Source organism: Kosakonia radicincitans DSM 16656 (assembly GCF_000280495.2).
GTDB classification, from domain to species: Bacteria; Pseudomonadota; Gammaproteobacteria; order Enterobacterales; family Enterobacteriaceae; genus Kosakonia; species Kosakonia radicincitans.
Genome location: NZ_CP018016.1, coordinates 4,439,460 through 4,454,000 on the forward strand (window position 1 = coordinate 4,439,460; position 14,541 = coordinate 4,454,000).

Here is a 14,541-nt window from a genome sequence, read left to right on the forward strand (position 1 = left end):
GCAGGGGATGACAATGATAAAAATAACGCTTCCGACAGCACCTTACTACGATGAGATGCTCAGCGCAGAGGGCAGTCAACGCCAGCATTACGATGCCTGGTGGCAGTGGCTTCAACAGACCGACCAGCACGCCATCCATCAAAAGAAAGAACAGGCAGAACTGTTATTTCACCGGGTGGGCATTACCTTCAACGTTTATGGTGAAGAGGGAGGCACCGAACGCCTGATCCCCTTTGACAGCGTACCGAGAATTATCCCGGCCCATGAGTGGCGCACTCTCGATCAAGGCATCCGCCAGCGCGTCAAAGCGCTGAACGCTTTCCTGTACGATATCTACCATCAGCAAAATATCCTTAACGCCGGTATTGTTCCGCGCGAGCAGGTTCTGGCGAACGAGCAGTACCAGCCCTGCATGCAGGGCGTGGATCTGCATAACAATATTTACGCTCACATCACCGGTATCGACATGGTACGTAACAGCGATGGCCGCTATTACGTGCTGGAAGATAACCTGCGCACTCCGTCCGGCGTCTCCTATATGCTGGAGAACCGCAAGATGATGATGCGCCTCTACCCGGATCTCTTCGCCAGCCAGCATATTGCGCCGGTGGAGCGCTACCCCGGTTACCTGCTGCAAACCCTGCGTGAAAGTACCCCGGTGGACGATCCCACGGTGGTGGTGATGACGCCAGGGCGTTTTAACAGCGCCTATTTTGAGCACAGTTTTCTGGCACAGCAGATGGGTGTTGAGCTGGTAGAAAGCGCCGACTTGTTCGTCAAAGGCGGCGCGGTCTATATGCGCACCACTGAAGGCCCGTGCCGGGTGGATGTCATCTACCGCCGCATTGACGATGCGTTTCTCGATCCGCTGGCGTTTCGCGCCGATTCGATGCTCGGTGTTCCGGGCCTGCTGTCGGTCTACCGGTCGGGCGGCGTGGTGCTGGCGAACGCGATTGGCACCGGCGTGGCCGATGATAAATCCATTTACCCCTATGTGCCGGACATGATCCGCTTCTACCTCAGCGAGGAGCCGATTCTCGGCAATATCGCCACCTGGCAGTGCCGCAAGCCCGACGATCTTAACTATGTGCTCGCCCATCTCGACAGCATGGTAGTGAAAGAGGTTCACGGTGCGGGCGGGTACGGCATGCTGGTCGGCCCGAAATCGACCCGCCAGCAGATTGAGGATTTCCGCAAGCGGCTGCTGGCGAACCCCGGCAACTATATTGGCCAGGAGACGCTGGCGCTCTCCACCTGCCCGACCTTTGTCGAAGAGGGGCTGGCGCCGCGCCATATCGATCTGCGCCCGTTTGTGCTCTCTGGCGAAGAGGTTCGCCTGGTGCCGGGCGGCCTGACGCGCGTGGCGCTGAACGAAGGTTCGCTGGTGGTGAACTCGTCGCAGGGCGGCGGCACCAAAGATACCTGGGTGATGGAGGAGGATGAATGATGCTAAGCCGCACAGCCAGCGAACTGTACTGGATGGCCCGCTACCTGGAGCGGGCAGAGAGCTTTGCCCGGGTGCTGGATGTTACCTGGAAGCTGTCAATGATGCCGCGCCACCGCCAGCAGCAACACGATTTGGCGCTGCCGCTCAATCTCACCTTTTCCCATGAGCTGTTTCAGCAGCGTTACGCCCGCTTTTCCATGAACAACCTGCTGAACTTCTTCGCCCTTGATAGCCACAACCCGAGCAGCATTTATAGCTGTATTGAAATGGCGTGGAATAATGCCCACGCGGTACGCGGCAGCCTGTCGTCAGAAGTGTGGGAGTGCATCAACACCACGCGTATCGACATCCGCAATCTGCGTCAGTCCGGGGTGGATAAAATCGGTATTGATACCTTTTTTGACTGGGTAAAAGAGCGCTCGCATCTGTTTCGAGGCGCGATGTTCGGCACGTTGTTGCGCAACGATGCGCAGTGTTTTATTCGTGTCGGTACGCTGATTGAGCGCGCCTACGCCACCGCCCAACTGCTGGCGCTTAAAGATCAGCAACTGAACAACGATCCGGATCCAGTGCGTGAATATTATCGCCTCGACACCCTGCTGCGCGCGGTGAGCGCCCGCGAGGCCTATCACAGTATTTACCGCCAGCCGATCAGCCGGGAAACCGTCAGCGAACTGCTGGTGTTCCGTAATGATGTGCCCCGTTCGCTGCATGCCTGCGTGGCGGATCTGGTACAGCAACTGGAGATGATCGGTAATACGCGGGCGCATGTTCCGCTGCGACGGGCGCACCTGCTGCATGTGGAGCTGCGCTTTGGTTCCCTCGACGAGGTGATGGAGCAGGGGCTGCAAAACTGGCTGAACCACTTCCTCACTCAAATTAACGAACTGGCCGACAGCATTCGCCAGACTTATCTGGAGGCGATATGAAACTCACCATCAACCATTTAACGCATTACCAGTACGATGAAGAGGTGAAATTCAGCACCCAGTATCTGCGGCTAACGCCGCAAAACTCCGCGCGCCAGCAGGTTAGCGAGTGGAAACTGACGCTGCCCGCCTCGGCCGTCGCCACCCATGATGCTTATGGCAACCTGATGCATGTGCTGACGCTGGACAGCCCGCACCAGGAGATTTTTATCCACGCTCAAGGGGTGGTGGAAATCGCCGATAATGTGGAAGAGAGCCAGGATAACAGCGATGAAACGTTGTCGCCGCTGGTCTTTTTACGCGTCACGCCGCTGACGGAACCGGACGATCTGATCCGCGGTTTTGCCAGCCGCTATTACCGGGAAGCAGCGCCCGAAGAGAGCCTCACATCGCTGATGGCGGAATTACAGCTAAAAATGCCGTATACTCCCGGCGCGACGCATGTGCAGGACAGCGCAGCGGACGCATTCGCCAAAGGGAAAGGCGTCTGCCAGGATCATACCCATGTGTTTCTGGCCTGCTGCCGTAGCCTGAAGATCCCGGCGCGCTATGTCAGCGGTTATGTCTATAGCCGGGATACCGAGCACGTGGCGATGCATGCCTGGGCGGAAGCCTGGATCAACGACCGCTGGCACAGTTTTGATATCACCAACAATACCCGCCTGCTCAACCAGCATCTGCGGCTGGCGGTGGGGATGGATTATCTGGATGCCTGCCCGGTGCGCGGCAGCCGTTTGGGCGGCGGCTGCGAAGAGCTGTTTTCCACCGCTGAAGTGAATCTGTTTACGCAACAGCAGCAACAGGTTCAGCAGCAATAGCGTTAACTGTTATGTAGAAAGGTGAGGTAATGACCTACTGTGTGGCCATGCGTTTGTGCGACGGGCTGGTCTTCGCTTCTGACTCCCGGACCAATGCGGGCGTCGATCACATTGCGACGTTCAAAAAACTTCACGTTTTTCAGCGTGAAGGCGAACGGGTGCTGGTGATCCAGTCCGCCGGTAATCTGGCAACCACGCAGAGCATTATCAGTCTGCTGACCTCGCGTATCGAGAGCCAGCAGACGCCCAACCTGATGCAGGCCGAAACCATGTACGATGCCGCAACGCTGATCGGCGAAACGGTGCGGGAAGTTATCCACCGCGACAGCAAGGCGCAGCAAAACGGCAGCAACACCAACTTTGGCTGCAATATGCTGCTGGGCGGACAGATTGGCAACGAAGAGCACCGGCTGTTTCATATCTATCAGGAAGGGAATTTTATCGAGTCGACCAACGACACGCCCTACTTCCAGATTGGCGAAAGCAAGTACGGAAAACCGATTATCGATCGGGTGTTAACGCCAGATACGCCGCTGGAGCAGGCGATGTGCTGCGCGCTGATCTCGATCGACTCCACGCTGCGCAGCAATCTCTCCGTCGGCATGCCGCTGGATGTGATGATCTACCGCCGCGAAAGTTTTCACGCCCGCGAACAGCAACGGATTATTGAAAGCGATCCCTATTTTATTGCCATCCGCAAAGCCTGGTCCGAAGGGCTGCTCAACACCTTCCGCCAGTTAACGCCCTTCCCCACTCAACCCTGATCCCGGTACGCCGCCGGGCGGTTTATGCGCAGAGGAAAACGTGCGGCGCATCGCCGCCTGGATGCGCACTCACCTGCACATCGGCACCGTACCACTGCGCAATCACCGGCGTCTGGATCACCTGCTGCGGCGAACCCTGCGCCACCAGCCTTCCCTTATGCAACAGCAGAATACGATCGGCCCACAGTGCCGCCAGATTCAGATCGTGCAGCACCACGCAGACATGTAATTTGCCGCTGGCGATGAGCTTTTTCAGCAGCCGCAGCAACTGTTGCTGGTGGTAAAGATCCAGCGCCGATGTGGGTTCGTCGAGAAACAGCCAGCCTTCCGGCGCGCTGTCGCGCCACAGTTGCGCCAGGCAGCGCGCCAGTTGCACGCGCTGTTGCTCGCCGCCGGAGAGCGTGGCATAGCGCCGATGCGCAAGCTCATCGCAGCCAGTCAGCGTCAACACTTCACGCACAACGTCGGCTTCGCGCTGCGATCCCCACGGCGCGCGCCCCATCGCAACAATCGCCGCCACTGGCCAGTCAAACCGCAACTGCGTTTGTTGCAGCATCACCGCCCGACGGCGGGAGAGCGTCTCTGCTGGCCACTGAGCCAGTGCGCGCCCGGCCAGTTGACACGTACCCGCATCGGCGGGCAGATAACCGGTCAGCAACCGCAGCAGCGTTGATTTTCCCGCGCCATTCGGGCCAATCAGCGCCACCAGTTCACCACCGTTCAGCGTTAACGACACATCATCAATCACCCAGCGCTGCCCGCGTTGCAGGCGTAAATGCGCGGCGGTTAAGGTGTTATCCATGCGCGGCTCCTCGTTGTCGAAAAATCAGCCATAAAAACCACGGTGCGCCGAGCAGGCTGGTAATCAGCCCTACCGGCATCTCCGCCGGTGCCACCAGCGTACGGGCGGCGGTATCGGCAATCAGCAGCAGTATCGCCCCGGCTAGCAGAGAACCGGGCACCAGCGCGCGATGATCCGGCCCCAGCCACATGCGCATCAGGTGCGGCACCACCAGGCCGAGAAAACCGATGATCCCGCTGATGGCGACCGATGCTGCCACCAGCAGCGCGCTGCACAGCAGCATCACCCGTTGCAGCGCCGGAACGTTGACGCCGAGATAGTGCGCCTCTTCATCGCCCAGTTGCAGCAGATTGAGCTGACGGGCAACGCGCCACACCACCAGCGATGACGGCACAATCAGCGTGGCGGCGATGGTAAACGTAGACCACTGCGCCTGGCCGAGGCTGCCCATTCCCCACTGTGAAAGCTGGCGAAGCTGGGCGTCATTACTCAGCCAGGAGAGCACCCCGACAGCCGCGCCGCACAGGGCGTTAATGGCGATGCCGACCAGCAGCAAGCGCGACAGCGTGTTGTCGCGAGCTTTGCTGAGCAGGAAGATCACCACCATCACCGCCAGGCTACCGATAAAGGCCGCCACCATCGGTGCGTAGAGCGCCACCAGCGCAGGCACCGGCAGCGGCAATACCAGCCAGCAGGCCACCGCCAGCGCGCTGCCGCTGCTGATCCCCAGCAAACCAGGGTCGGCGAGCGGGTTGCGAAACAATCCCTGCATCACGCAGCCGGAGAGCGCCAGCGCCGCGCCGACCACCAGCGCCAACAGCACGCGCGGCAGGCGAATGGTCAGCCAGATTTGGCGCAGACCTTCGTCGCCCGCCTGCCACAAACTGGTGAGCGGCAGATGCATGGCACCCTGCGTGCTCGCCAGAAACGTCAATCCAAGCAGCAGCAACAGCATTCCCCACAGCGCGCGAATAACAGCGCGGCTCATCAGGGTAATTGCTCCGCTTTTTTACGCAGATCCCGCAGCGCCTGCGGCGTGCGCAGACCAAAGCCAAGCAGCGCCATATCATCGACAATCAGCAACTGTTTATGCCGTCCGGCGGGCGTCTGCACCAGGCCTGGCAGTTTCCACAGGTTCGCTTCGCCGCCCATGCTTTTCACGCCATCGGCGGAGATGACAATCAGATCCGGCTGACTCGCTATCACCCCTTCCTGCGAAAGAGCGCGATAGTGGGCAAAGCCTTGCATCGCATTCTGTAAACCCGCCGCGCGGATCGCGCCGTCTGCCGCCGTCTCCTGCCCGGCAACCATCGTGCCCATCCCGCCGTGGCTTAACAGAAACAGCACCCGCTTATTGAGCGCCGTTTTCGGTAGCGCGGCGATTTGCGCCGCCACTTTTTGCCGCAACTGTTCGCCTTCGGCAGTTTTACCGAGCGCGGCGGCAATCACCGCCACTTTGTTATCAATGGCTGCAGGTGTATATCCGCCCGGAACCGGGATCACTTTGACGTTGTTCCCGGCGACGTTTTGCAACACCGTTGACGGCTGCGCCTGTTCGCTGGCCAGCACGATGGTCGGGCGCAGCGACAGGATGCCTTCGGCGTTGAGCTGGCGGACATAACCAACATCCGGCAGTTTGCTCGCCTCCGGTGGCCAAGTGCTGGTGGTGTCGCGCCCCACCAGTTGCGACTGTGCGCCCAGCCCGTAGACGATTTCGGTGACATCACCGCCGAGCGTCACCACTCTTTCCGCAGCGGCACTCGCCATCAGCGGCAGCGCCGCCAGCAGCATCAGTAATTTTTTCATGCGGTTTGTCCTTCGTTGCACAGCGCATCAATTTGCCTGCGCCACTGGCTCTGTTCCGGCTGCCCTTCGCTACGCTGGCCGTAAAGCTGCGCGATTTGCGTACCATCGGCAGCGAACAGTTCAAGGCTGGTGACATGACCATCGGCAGTTGGTTTACGGGTGACCCAGCTTTCGGCGATCCCTCTCTCAAGCAGGTGCAGCGTGAAGTGTTCGTTGAAGATGTTGATCCAGCCTTTCATCGGCGTCAGCTTCTCCAGCGCGCCGGTGAAGATCTGCACACAGCCGCGGTTGCCGACGAAGATCATGATTTCATTGCCTTGCTGTAACACCGTCTCCAGCAGGCGCGGCAGTGCGTCGTTGCTGACCTGGCAGGCCAGATCGTCGCCCACCAGGCGAAACGCCTGCTGGCGCGAGAGGTTATGTTTTTTCAGCAGGCCGAAGAACTGATGGACATCGGTCATCGCCCGCCATGCCTGATCCAGCGCGACGCCATCGGCGCTTTCAGCGTGCGGTTCGGCAACCGCTTTGCTAATTGCTAACGGCAGATCGGCCTGCGCCGTGAAACGGGTCACCACCTCGTTCCACGCCGCCATATCGGTCTGTTCGCTGGCGTAGACTTTCAGCACCGCATCGCCCTGCTGGTCGAAGAACTGAATGCTTTGATGTTCGCCGCGCGGGCTTTGCTCACGCAGGCTAAAGGCGCTGGCCCACTGATTAATAAACAGGCGCAGATCGAGCGCGCGCGGGTTGAGCACCAGCCCGGCATGTTCGCCGATATGCAGGTTGGTGAAACGGCCCATCTGTTCATGCACCGCATACTCGTTGCGGCAGATGCATTTGGTGTCACCGACGAGTTCCAGCGCGGCGAGAAGCCCGCGCATATCGTCGTTCAGGCGCACGGCATCATGCCCGACGCGTGATTGGGTTAATTCGGCTTCGCTGATCGCCATCCCGGTGGCAATATCGCGGGCATACTTAGCAGGCTCCTGCGATTTAATTGTCTGATATTGCTGCCAAATTGCGAGAAAATCGTTTGACGAAACAGGCATAGCATTCGCTTCCTTTATCATGTTAAAAACCCCGGCAGCGATACCGGGGGATGAAGACCTGGACCGCATGCGCGATCAGAAATCGACGTTGACGCCCAGTTGCCAGGTACGGCCCGGCATGACGGCCAGCGCTTTGTCGTAGACATCCTGATTGGTGGACTCCTCAATGGTGCGGCTGCTCAGGTAGTCCCAGTATTTGCGGTCGGTAATGTTGTAAACGCCGCCGTTGATCTTCACGTGTTTCGCCACTCGCCAGTAGGCCGTCCAGTCCAGCAGTCCGTAACCCGGCACGCGCATATACTCGGTGCTGGAGTCATTAATCGCGGAGCCGGTATTGGTGTAAGACTCGCGGCTGGTGGCGGTGGCGCGTTTACCTTTCACAAAGGTGGCTGTCAGCGCAGTACCGTAGCGTTTCGCCGGATCGTCCCAGGCGACGCCCACGATCGCTTTCATCGGCGCGACGCTGTCGAGATCGATGTATTTGTCGCCCATATAGCTGGATTTCGATTTCCCTTCGGTGTAGCCGTAAGCCAGCGTGGCGCTCAGACCATCGACCTGCTCAAACCAGGTGCCAAAGTTAAATTTCGCGCTGATTTCGCCGCCGTAGATAAAGGCTTTATCACGGTTTTCCGCCTGATAAGTGGTGTAGATGTTCGACGGAACGTTGGTGAATTTATCCGGGTTATTGGCACGCGTATAACGGGTATATGCGATAAAGTTTTTGTAGCTGTTGTAGAACAGCGCGGTATGCAGCGTAACGCCTTCGGTGACCTCCCCTTTCATGCCCCATTCAACGTTATTGCTGGTTTCGGTTTTCAGATCGGTGTTGCCGATCAGCGCATACTGCTGGCGACCCGCATAGCTGGAACCCAGGTTCCAGGAGCCGTAAAGCTGGCTGGCATTCGGGAACTCGGCACCGCGTTTGTATTGCAGGTAGGTCATCAGGCGCGGCGTGATGTCGTACTGGAAGGTTAACGACGGCAACAGTTGGGTGTCGGAATTTTTTCCGTACAGAGTGGAGACTTCGGACTCATCCAGCGCGGTACTGTTGGTCGTCAGACTGGAGAGGTTATCCGGTTTCATTGATTGATGAACAACGCGCGCGCCAGGAATGATGGCAAAATGGTGGCCATCTGCATCGAAGTTAATCTGATCCTGCACGAATGCGCCCAGCGTGTAACTTTTGCTGTCCGCTTCCGGCTGCATGATTTCGCTGTAGATACTCGGCACCGGCGACTGGTTAAACGGACGTTTGGTTTTGGTGGTGCTGGCGTTGAAACCGGCGCTCAGATCGTGGCGGCCAAGGGTTTTCGCCAGCGCATTCTGTATGCCCCAGGTATCGGTATCGTAATTGGAGTACACCGTTTCCATGGTGGCGGTGGTGCTGTCCGGCATGTAAGTGCGGTCATGCGCTTCGGTGTGCTGGTAATAAACTTTGCTGGACATGCTGTCCAGCCAGTCGTTCATTGGCGTCCAGTCATCTTTCAGGCTGACGCCCCAGCGGCGGGTCTGGCTGGTTTGCTGTGCGTCGCCGAGGATGGTGCTGCCGCTGCTGTTCCATGAGTCGTAATGGGTGTGATTGGTTTTGTGGTAGTAATCCAGCGTACCGGTCAGTTTATGCTCATCGTTTGGCTGCCAGATACCGGAGGCCATCATCGCATCGGAGTGCCAGTTCGCCGGGTACGCATCAATGGAGCCGCTGTTGTTGCGGGTTTGCTGACCATCGCGGCGGCTATAAACAAAGATACCGCGCAGGGTTTCATCCCCTGCCGCGCCGGTCACGCCGTTGTGCCAGCTACGATCGGCGGAGTCATAATCGCTCTGGTAACCAAAGTAGCTGTTTTTACCCGGGTGCAGATAATCGTCCGGTGATTTCGGGCGGAAGGAGACGTTGCCGCCAATCGAGGTGTTTGCTTGATCGGTGGGCGTCGCGCCGGACTGAATATCCACATTGCCGTACATGTACGGATCGATATAGTCACGGCCAATGCCGAAGGTGTTCAGGCCCGCGCGGCTGACGTAGCTACGGCCGGTTGCATCCGGCTGCGGAATGCCATCAACATCAATTCCCACGCGGTTACTTTCCAGGCCGCGAATGTTGTAACCGGTGTAACCACCACGGTCAAAACCACTTTTGCCGTTACCAGAACCGCCGCTTGCGCCGGTCGCGCTAATCAGCGGCTCGTAACGCATGATAGAGCCGAAATCTTTCGCGCCTTTGTTTTGTAAATCCTGTGCGCTAACGGAATGGCTACTTCCTGCTTTCAGCACCGGTGCAGGCGCCGTAACGACCATCTGTTCGGCCGTATCCTGTTTCGCATTCGTTGCGGTAGTCGTCGAGGTATCGGTATCCGCTGCCAGCGCGGTGTTCTGATACAGGGCTGCGAGTAATGAAGTCACCACCACGCGCTTCCTGAAGCGACGCGGAGAAAGTTGCGATTTACACATAATATTTTGTAAGCCTTAGAATTTATTAGTATCAGGCTCACGTCTTACTTCCAGTCGTTCCACGAAACGAGAATACGTCAGGACAAAAATGCAGGTTATCGTTATGTTATGAGCTCAGATAGTAATGATAATGATTATCACTTGCAATGAATTCATAAATTTCTCACCTTTGTGTCCGCACTTTGCATACACTTTGCTGTCTGATTCGCCTTTTGGAGGGACGAGAAAATGAACAAACCGGCGATTACTTTACATTATTGCTCGCAGTGTAACTGGATGCTGCGCGCCAGCTGGATGGCGCAAGAACTGCTACATACGTTCAGTACCGATCTCGGATCGGTGCGTCTGATCCCCGGCACAGGCGGAATTTTTGTGATTGATATCGATGGCACAGTCATCTGGGATCGTAAGCAGGAAGGCGGTTTTCCCGATGCTGCAGAGTTAAAACGCCGCGTGCGCGACTACTGCTTCCCGGAAAAACCGCTCGGGCACGTAGAGAAAAAAAGCGATTAAGCGTCAAGCTGCGCAGGCAGTCATTGATGATGCGCATTGCGACCAATAAAAAGTTTTAGCAGGTAAAAAAAAGCCGCCCGCAAGGGGCGGCTGCAAATGCGACACCAGGGTTTCAAACGTCAGAATGGATGAAATATGTTCAGATTATCAATAATTTCAATGTGTTAACGATGAAAATATTCATTCACAAAGATCTTTTATTTTCATTACAAATCCCTGTTTTACAGGGATATTCTGATCATCGTTTTACAATTTGTTAGCACGCTCATTGTTAGTAACGAAGATGCACTTGCATGCCTTCAGACACAGAGCGGATTTCCTGTGTCTGAGGGTTCTTTTTTCGGGTTTTTCATTCAATTACGGGCAGTACATTGAGCGTTCGCTGCACTGCCAGTAAATTTATTTTTACATTCAGTAATGGAAGTTATTGAGTGCTATTTTCGGCAGGTGGTTTGCGATTCGCCATAATTGAAATAAAATATTTTTGATACGGCGAAAACTCAAAATTAATCGTGTCAGTCGCATCAAAATTAATAATTTTCACATACGTATAGCGCTCAATCATTTCATGGCCAGAAGTGTCACCTCTGAAAAAATCGTGCATTCCGTAACTCTCTTGCTCTTTGCCCATCAACCACTCCAGACTCACATGTAAATGGCGAAAAACCTGGCCTGCGAACCGTTCTGGCTTACCGTTTCCCGGCAAGCCAAATAAAACAAAAAAATCAAAAATATAATATTTTCTGCTATCAGATTTTTCCACCAACTGATATTGCTAAAGCGCTTATTCTTAATAATTATTACGGGCTATATCGTGCATGTCCGTTGCGTCAATGTTCCTAATTCTGCTTATTTAGTGGCATTAGTCAATACTCACTCATAGCGCCATTAAAAAAATAGGAAAAAACATCTTCGCAAGATTAAAATAAAAATGTTGCCAATAGTCCTGGTATTTTTACGGTTAAAGAGAGGGGAAGATATTTACCTTCCCCTGCATACAGTCTCAATACAGTGCGTTAATCAGCGTAAAACCCAGCGCCGTCATCAGCAACGAGCCCAGTACGTGCACCAGCACGGAGGTCATTGCCCACAGATAATTTCCCGTTTGCAACTGCGCGAAAATCTCCAGCGAGAAGGTTGAAAAAGTTGTCATGCCGCCGCACAGGCCCGTGGTGATCAGCAATCGCCAGGTGGGATCGAGATGCGGCTGGCGCGTAAAGAACGCCAGCGCGCCACCAATGATCATGCCACCCAGCAGGTTAACCAGCAGCGTACCCGGCGGCAGATTGGGAAAAAGCGCATTTAAACGTAGAGAGAGCAGCCAGCGGATAACGCAGCCTGCGGAACCACCCACAATGACGGCAAATAAAGACTTCAGCATGTTTTTCCTCATCAATACATCACGTTGAGGCATGCGGGAGGGACAAAAGAAAAACGCCCGACATGCCTCCATTTAAGAGTCATATCAGGCGTCATCAGCTTCTCCAGGAAGCGGTTGGGTAAGGTGGAACGCCATCACCTTCTGGCGCATTGTTAATGATTTTGCCCCTGCAGGCAAGTTACAGTAAGCCTAAGTGCTCAACCAGAATTAAACTGCCGATACCCATCAGCACCACGCCGCCGAGCACTTCCGCCCATTTGCCGATCGCCGCGCCAAGAAAACGCCCCAGCAGCATACCCGTAGTCGCCATAATCGTTGTCGCAAGGCCAATCATCAGCGCAGTCACCACGATATTCACGTTGAGAAACGCCAACCCGACACCCACGGCCATCGCATCCAGACTGGTGGCAATGGCGGTGGTCACCAGCAGCCAAAAACCGTGACGGCGCGGGGCTTCAACGTTTTCGTCAGGCGATTTGCTCACCCCCTCTTTCACCATCCGCGCGCCAAGCGCCAGCAGCAGCACAAAGGCGATCCAGTGATCCCAGTGCATGATGTACTGGCTGGCGGCCAGCCCCGCAGCCCAGCCAATTACCGGCGTGATAGCCTCAATGACGCCGAAGATCAACCCTGTTCTCAGCGCTTCGCGAACGGGCGGACGTTGTAACACCGCGCCCTTGCCAATGGCAGCAGCGAAGGAATCCATCGACATCCCAAAGGCCAGAATAATCATTGCATAGAAACTCATTGCTCACCCTTTAAAACCGCCTCAACAGAGGGGAAAAACACTGCGCTGCGAAAAGAGCGGCAATGGTGCCACAGCAACGACAAAAAGGCAAAAATTACTTATTTATCATCAACATATAGATGATGCTATGTTTTATAACCGAAGCTATGTTGCACACATTGATGATTTCTAATATTGTTATATTATAACATTTCATCACATAACAAATCATCAGGGAGCGCAGTATGATCATGAAGAAATCCGCCTTTGTTCTGGGTATGGGCGTATTACTGGGTAGTACACAGAGCATGGCTCACGATCATCACCACGGAAAGCCGCTGACAGAGGTGGAACGCAAAGCCAGCGAAGGCATTATCGACGATAAAGATGTCAAGGATCGGTCACTGTCCGACTGGGACGGGATCTGGCAATCGCTGAACCCATATCTGCTGAATGGCGATCTCGATCCGGTGCTGGAGAAAAAAGCGCAGCACGGCGACAAAACGGTGGAGGAGTACCGCACTTACTACAAAAAAGGCTATGCGACCAACATCGATACCATCGGCATTGAAAATAATGTGATTGAGTTTCACACCGGCAAAACGGTCACCCGCTGCCGCTATGACTACGCCGGTTATAAAATTCTGACCTACACCTCCGGCAAGAAAGGCGTGCGCTATCTGTTTGAATGCAATGACGCGCAGTCAAAAGCACCGAAATTTGTGCAGTTCAGCGACCACATTATTGCGCCGCGCCAGTCGCTGCATTTCCATATTTTTATGGGCAACGAATCCCAGCAAGTGCTGCTGAAAGAGATGGATAACTGGCCGACCTTCTATCCGTACAATTTGAACAAAGCGCAGATCGTAGACGAAATGCTGCACCATTGATGCCTGCGGGTGATTCAGCCTGTTTACGCCAGATGTGCCTGCAACCAGCCTTTAACGTCCTGCGTCGCTATCTGATGCCGGGCGTTCCAGGTCTGCTCCATCGGCCACCAGACCCCTTCGCCGCGGGCGAAAGCGGTGCGATAGCGGCACATTTGATCCTCCGGTTGCAGGCGCAATGCATCCGTTAACGCGGGCAGCGTATAAACGCCTCTTTTAAATGCCTGCCCTGTTACGGCTTCAACGGTATCCGCAAGCGTGGCATACGAGAGCGTTTCCCCGGCAATCAGTACCACCTCATTCATAATGCGTGGTTGATGCAGATAGATAGTGGTAGTCAGCCGACCAATATCGGCAGGCGAAGTCACCGTCACCCGCGTCTCCCATCCGCCCAGCGCATTTATCGTTTTTTGCTCCAGATTCACCACATCGAATGCTGGTTCAAACAGGAAACTGGTAAACATACCGGTCGACACGATCACCCATTCGGTGCCGGTTTGCGCCCGCAACAGTTCCCGGACATCATACTGCTCGTCCCACACCGGCTGGCCGCTGCCTTTTCCCACCACGTCGTAATCCACACCAAACTGCCATGGAAAATAGCGGCGTATACCTGCAGCCAGCACTGCACGGGTGATTTTAAGCTGCGTACCCGTTCCGGCGACAAAGCCCATGCAATTGATCACCGTATCAAACTGCGCCAGCAGCGGGATGAGCGAGTCAACCGTGCTGGTCGCAATATCGACAGCGATAAATCTCGCACCGCGATCCACCCATTTTTGGTGTGCCGCCGATCGCAAATAGCCACATTCATCCCACGCGCCTGGCGAAACCACAACCGTAACTGTGCCCTGCGCCTGCGTCACGGCAGGTACCAGCATGTTCAGCACCGCCGCGCCGAGTTGTCCCGCCCCAAGCACCAATACGTTTTCGTTCTGTATAGCCATTTCACGTCCTCATTCAATCAGAT

15 protein-coding genes and 1 riboswitch are annotated in these 14,541 nt (G+C 55.6%); of the genes, 6 read left to right on the forward strand and 9 right to left on the reverse strand.

Translation table 11 applies throughout. The features are described 5' to 3' along the window. Nucleotides 1-13 precede the first annotated feature (13 nt). The 4 genes from Y71_RS21350 to Y71_RS21365 are packed head-to-tail and all read left to right on the forward strand — an operon-like array spanning nt 14 to nt 3,958. Nucleotides 14-1,447: a circularly permuted type 2 ATP-grasp protein gene (locus Y71_RS21350; RefSeq protein WP_007373425.1), complete on the forward strand. Its 1,434-nt coding sequence runs from the start codon at nt 14-16 to the stop codon at nt 1,445-1,447. Then, nucleotides 1,447-2,376, forward strand: a complete 930-nt coding sequence (locus tag Y71_RS21355) for an alpha-E domain-containing protein (protein ID WP_007373424.1) — start codon at nt 1,447-1,449, stop codon at nt 2,374-2,376. The genes Y71_RS21350 and Y71_RS21355 overlap by 1 nt, the downstream gene beginning before the upstream one ends. Continuing rightward, a complete protein-coding gene (locus tag Y71_RS21360) occupies nt 2,373-3,194 on the forward strand; it encodes a transglutaminase family protein (protein WP_007373423.1) in 822 nt (273 codons plus the stop codon). The genes Y71_RS21355 and Y71_RS21360 overlap by 4 nt, the downstream gene beginning before the upstream one ends. A 29-nt stretch (nt 3,195-3,223) precedes the next feature. After that, on the forward strand, nt 3,224-3,958 hold the full coding sequence (locus tag Y71_RS21365; RefSeq protein ID WP_007373422.1) for a proteasome-type protease: 735 nt from the start codon (nt 3,224-3,226) through the stop codon (nt 3,956-3,958). Between the two features lie 22 nt (nt 3,959-3,980). Here the strand turns inward: Y71_RS21365 and Y71_RS21370 are convergent, their stop codons facing one another. The 5 genes from Y71_RS21370 to Y71_RS21390 all read right to left on the reverse strand — a co-directional run bounded on the left by Y71_RS21370 (nt 3,981) and on the right by Y71_RS21390 (nt 10,063). Continuing rightward, nucleotides 3,981-4,760 carry a heme ABC transporter ATP-binding protein gene (locus Y71_RS21370; RefSeq protein ID WP_007373421.1) on the reverse strand — a complete coding sequence of 260 codons (780 nt, stop codon included), beginning with the start codon at nt 4,758-4,760 and terminating at the stop codon, nt 3,981-3,983. Then, the gene (locus tag Y71_RS21375; protein WP_007373420.1) at nt 4,753-5,748 is read right to left on the reverse strand and encodes a FecCD family ABC transporter permease; all 996 of its coding nucleotides are present in this window, start codon (nt 5,746-5,748) and stop codon (nt 4,753-4,755) included. Before Y71_RS21375 ends, Y71_RS21370 begins: the two co-directional genes overlap by 8 nt. Then, nucleotides 5,748-6,566 (reverse strand): heme/hemin ABC transporter substrate-binding protein, encoded by an 819-nt coding sequence (locus Y71_RS21380; protein ID WP_007373419.1) that lies wholly within the window; start codon nt 6,564-6,566, stop codon nt 5,748-5,750. Before Y71_RS21380 ends, Y71_RS21375 begins: the two co-directional genes overlap by 1 nt. Then, a complete protein-coding gene (locus Y71_RS21385; RefSeq protein ID WP_007373418.1) occupies nt 6,563-7,615 on the reverse strand; it encodes a hemin-degrading factor in 1,053 nt (350 codons plus the stop codon). Before Y71_RS21385 ends, Y71_RS21380 begins: the two co-directional genes overlap by 4 nt. A gap of 75 nt (nt 7,616-7,690) precedes the next feature. After that, nucleotides 7,691-10,063 (reverse strand): TonB-dependent receptor domain-containing protein, encoded by a 2,373-nt coding sequence (locus tag Y71_RS21390; protein WP_007373417.1) that lies wholly within the window; start codon nt 10,061-10,063, stop codon nt 7,691-7,693. A gap of 228 nt (nt 10,064-10,291) precedes the next feature. On the opposite strand from Y71_RS21390, the gene Y71_RS21395 reads away from it, so the two are divergent. Continuing rightward, nucleotides 10,292-10,576: an Rdx family protein gene (locus Y71_RS21395; RefSeq protein ID WP_007373416.1), complete on the forward strand. Its 285-nt coding sequence runs from the start codon at nt 10,292-10,294 to the stop codon at nt 10,574-10,576. A gap of 424 nt (nt 10,577-11,000) precedes the next feature. Here Y71_RS21395 and Y71_RS21400 read toward each other — a convergent pair whose 3' ends face one another. The 3 genes from Y71_RS21400 to mntP form a co-directional block, all read right to left on the reverse strand. Further along, entirely contained in the window at nt 11,001-11,339 is a 339-nt protein-coding gene (locus Y71_RS21400; protein ID WP_007373414.1) for a hypothetical protein, read from the reverse strand. A 240-nt stretch (nt 11,340-11,579) separates the two neighbouring features. After that, nucleotides 11,580-11,957 (reverse strand): fluoride efflux transporter CrcB, encoded by a 378-nt coding sequence (gene crcB, locus Y71_RS21405; RefSeq protein WP_007373413.1) that lies wholly within the window; start codon nt 11,955-11,957, stop codon nt 11,580-11,582. Nucleotides 11,958-12,035: 78 nt separating this feature from the next. After that, a riboswitch (Fluoride riboswitch) is annotated at nt 12,036-12,105 on the reverse strand. Nucleotides 12,106-12,135: 30 nt separating this feature from the next. Further along, complete coding sequence (mntP, locus tag Y71_RS21410) at nt 12,136-12,705, reverse strand: manganese efflux pump MntP (protein WP_007373412.1); 570 nt, start codon at nt 12,703-12,705, stop codon at nt 12,136-12,138. Between the two features lie 224 nt (nt 12,706-12,929). On the opposite strand from mntP, the gene zinT reads away from it, so the two are divergent. Continuing rightward, entirely contained in the window at nt 12,930-13,574 is a 645-nt protein-coding gene (gene zinT / locus Y71_RS21415; RefSeq protein ID WP_007373411.1) for a metal-binding protein ZinT, read from the forward strand. A gap of 23 nt (nt 13,575-13,597) precedes the next feature. On the opposite strand, the gene Y71_RS21420 is transcribed toward zinT, so the two are convergent. After that, complete coding sequence (locus Y71_RS21420) at nt 13,598-14,518, reverse strand: aromatic alcohol reductase (protein WP_007373410.1); 921 nt, start codon at nt 14,516-14,518, stop codon at nt 13,598-13,600. Nucleotides 14,519-14,541 lie beyond the last annotated feature (23 nt).

Excerpts from the sequence above, each read along its gene's own strand:
- Y71_RS21350 (WP_007373425.1), top strand. The coding sequence starts at position 14 with ATGATAAAAATAACGCTTCCGACAGCACCTTACTACGATGAGATGCTC.
- Y71_RS21355 (WP_007373424.1), top strand. The coding sequence starts at position 1,447 with ATGCTAAGCCGCACAGCCAGCGAACTGTACTGGATGGCCCGCTACCTG.
- Y71_RS21360 (WP_007373423.1), top strand. The coding sequence starts at position 2,373 with ATGAAACTCACCATCAACCATTTAACGCATTACCAGTACGATGAAGAG.
- Y71_RS21365 (WP_007373422.1), top strand. The coding sequence starts at position 3,224 with ATGACCTACTGTGTGGCCATGCGTTTGTGCGACGGGCTGGTCTTCGCT.
- Y71_RS21370 (WP_007373421.1), bottom strand. The coding sequence starts at position 4,760 with ATGGATAACACCTTAACCGCCGCGCATTTACGCCTGCAACGCGGGCAG.
- Y71_RS21375 (WP_007373420.1), bottom strand. The coding sequence starts at position 5,748 with ATGAGCCGCGCTGTTATTCGCGCGCTGTGGGGAATGCTGTTGCTGCTG.
- Y71_RS21380 (WP_007373419.1), bottom strand. The coding sequence starts at position 6,566 with ATGAAAAAATTACTGATGCTGCTGGCGGCGCTGCCGCTGATGGCGAGT.
- Y71_RS21385 (WP_007373418.1), bottom strand. The coding sequence starts at position 7,615 with ATGCCTGTTTCGTCAAACGATTTTCTCGCAATTTGGCAGCAATATCAG.
- Y71_RS21390 (WP_007373417.1), bottom strand. The coding sequence starts at position 10,063 with ATGTGTAAATCGCAACTTTCTCCGCGTCGCTTCAGGAAGCGCGTGGTG.
- Y71_RS21395 (WP_007373416.1), top strand. The coding sequence starts at position 10,292 with ATGAACAAACCGGCGATTACTTTACATTATTGCTCGCAGTGTAACTGG.
- crcB (WP_007373413.1), bottom strand. The coding sequence starts at position 11,957 with ATGCTGAAGTCTTTATTTGCCGTCATTGTGGGTGGTTCCGCAGGCTGC.
- mntP (WP_007373412.1), bottom strand. The coding sequence starts at position 12,705 with ATGAGTTTCTATGCAATGATTATTCTGGCCTTTGGGATGTCGATGGAT.
- zinT (WP_007373411.1), top strand. The coding sequence starts at position 12,930 with ATGATCATGAAGAAATCCGCCTTTGTTCTGGGTATGGGCGTATTACTG.
- Y71_RS21420 (WP_007373410.1), bottom strand. The coding sequence starts at position 14,518 with ATGGCTATACAGAACGAAAACGTATTGGTGCTTGGGGCGGGACAACTC.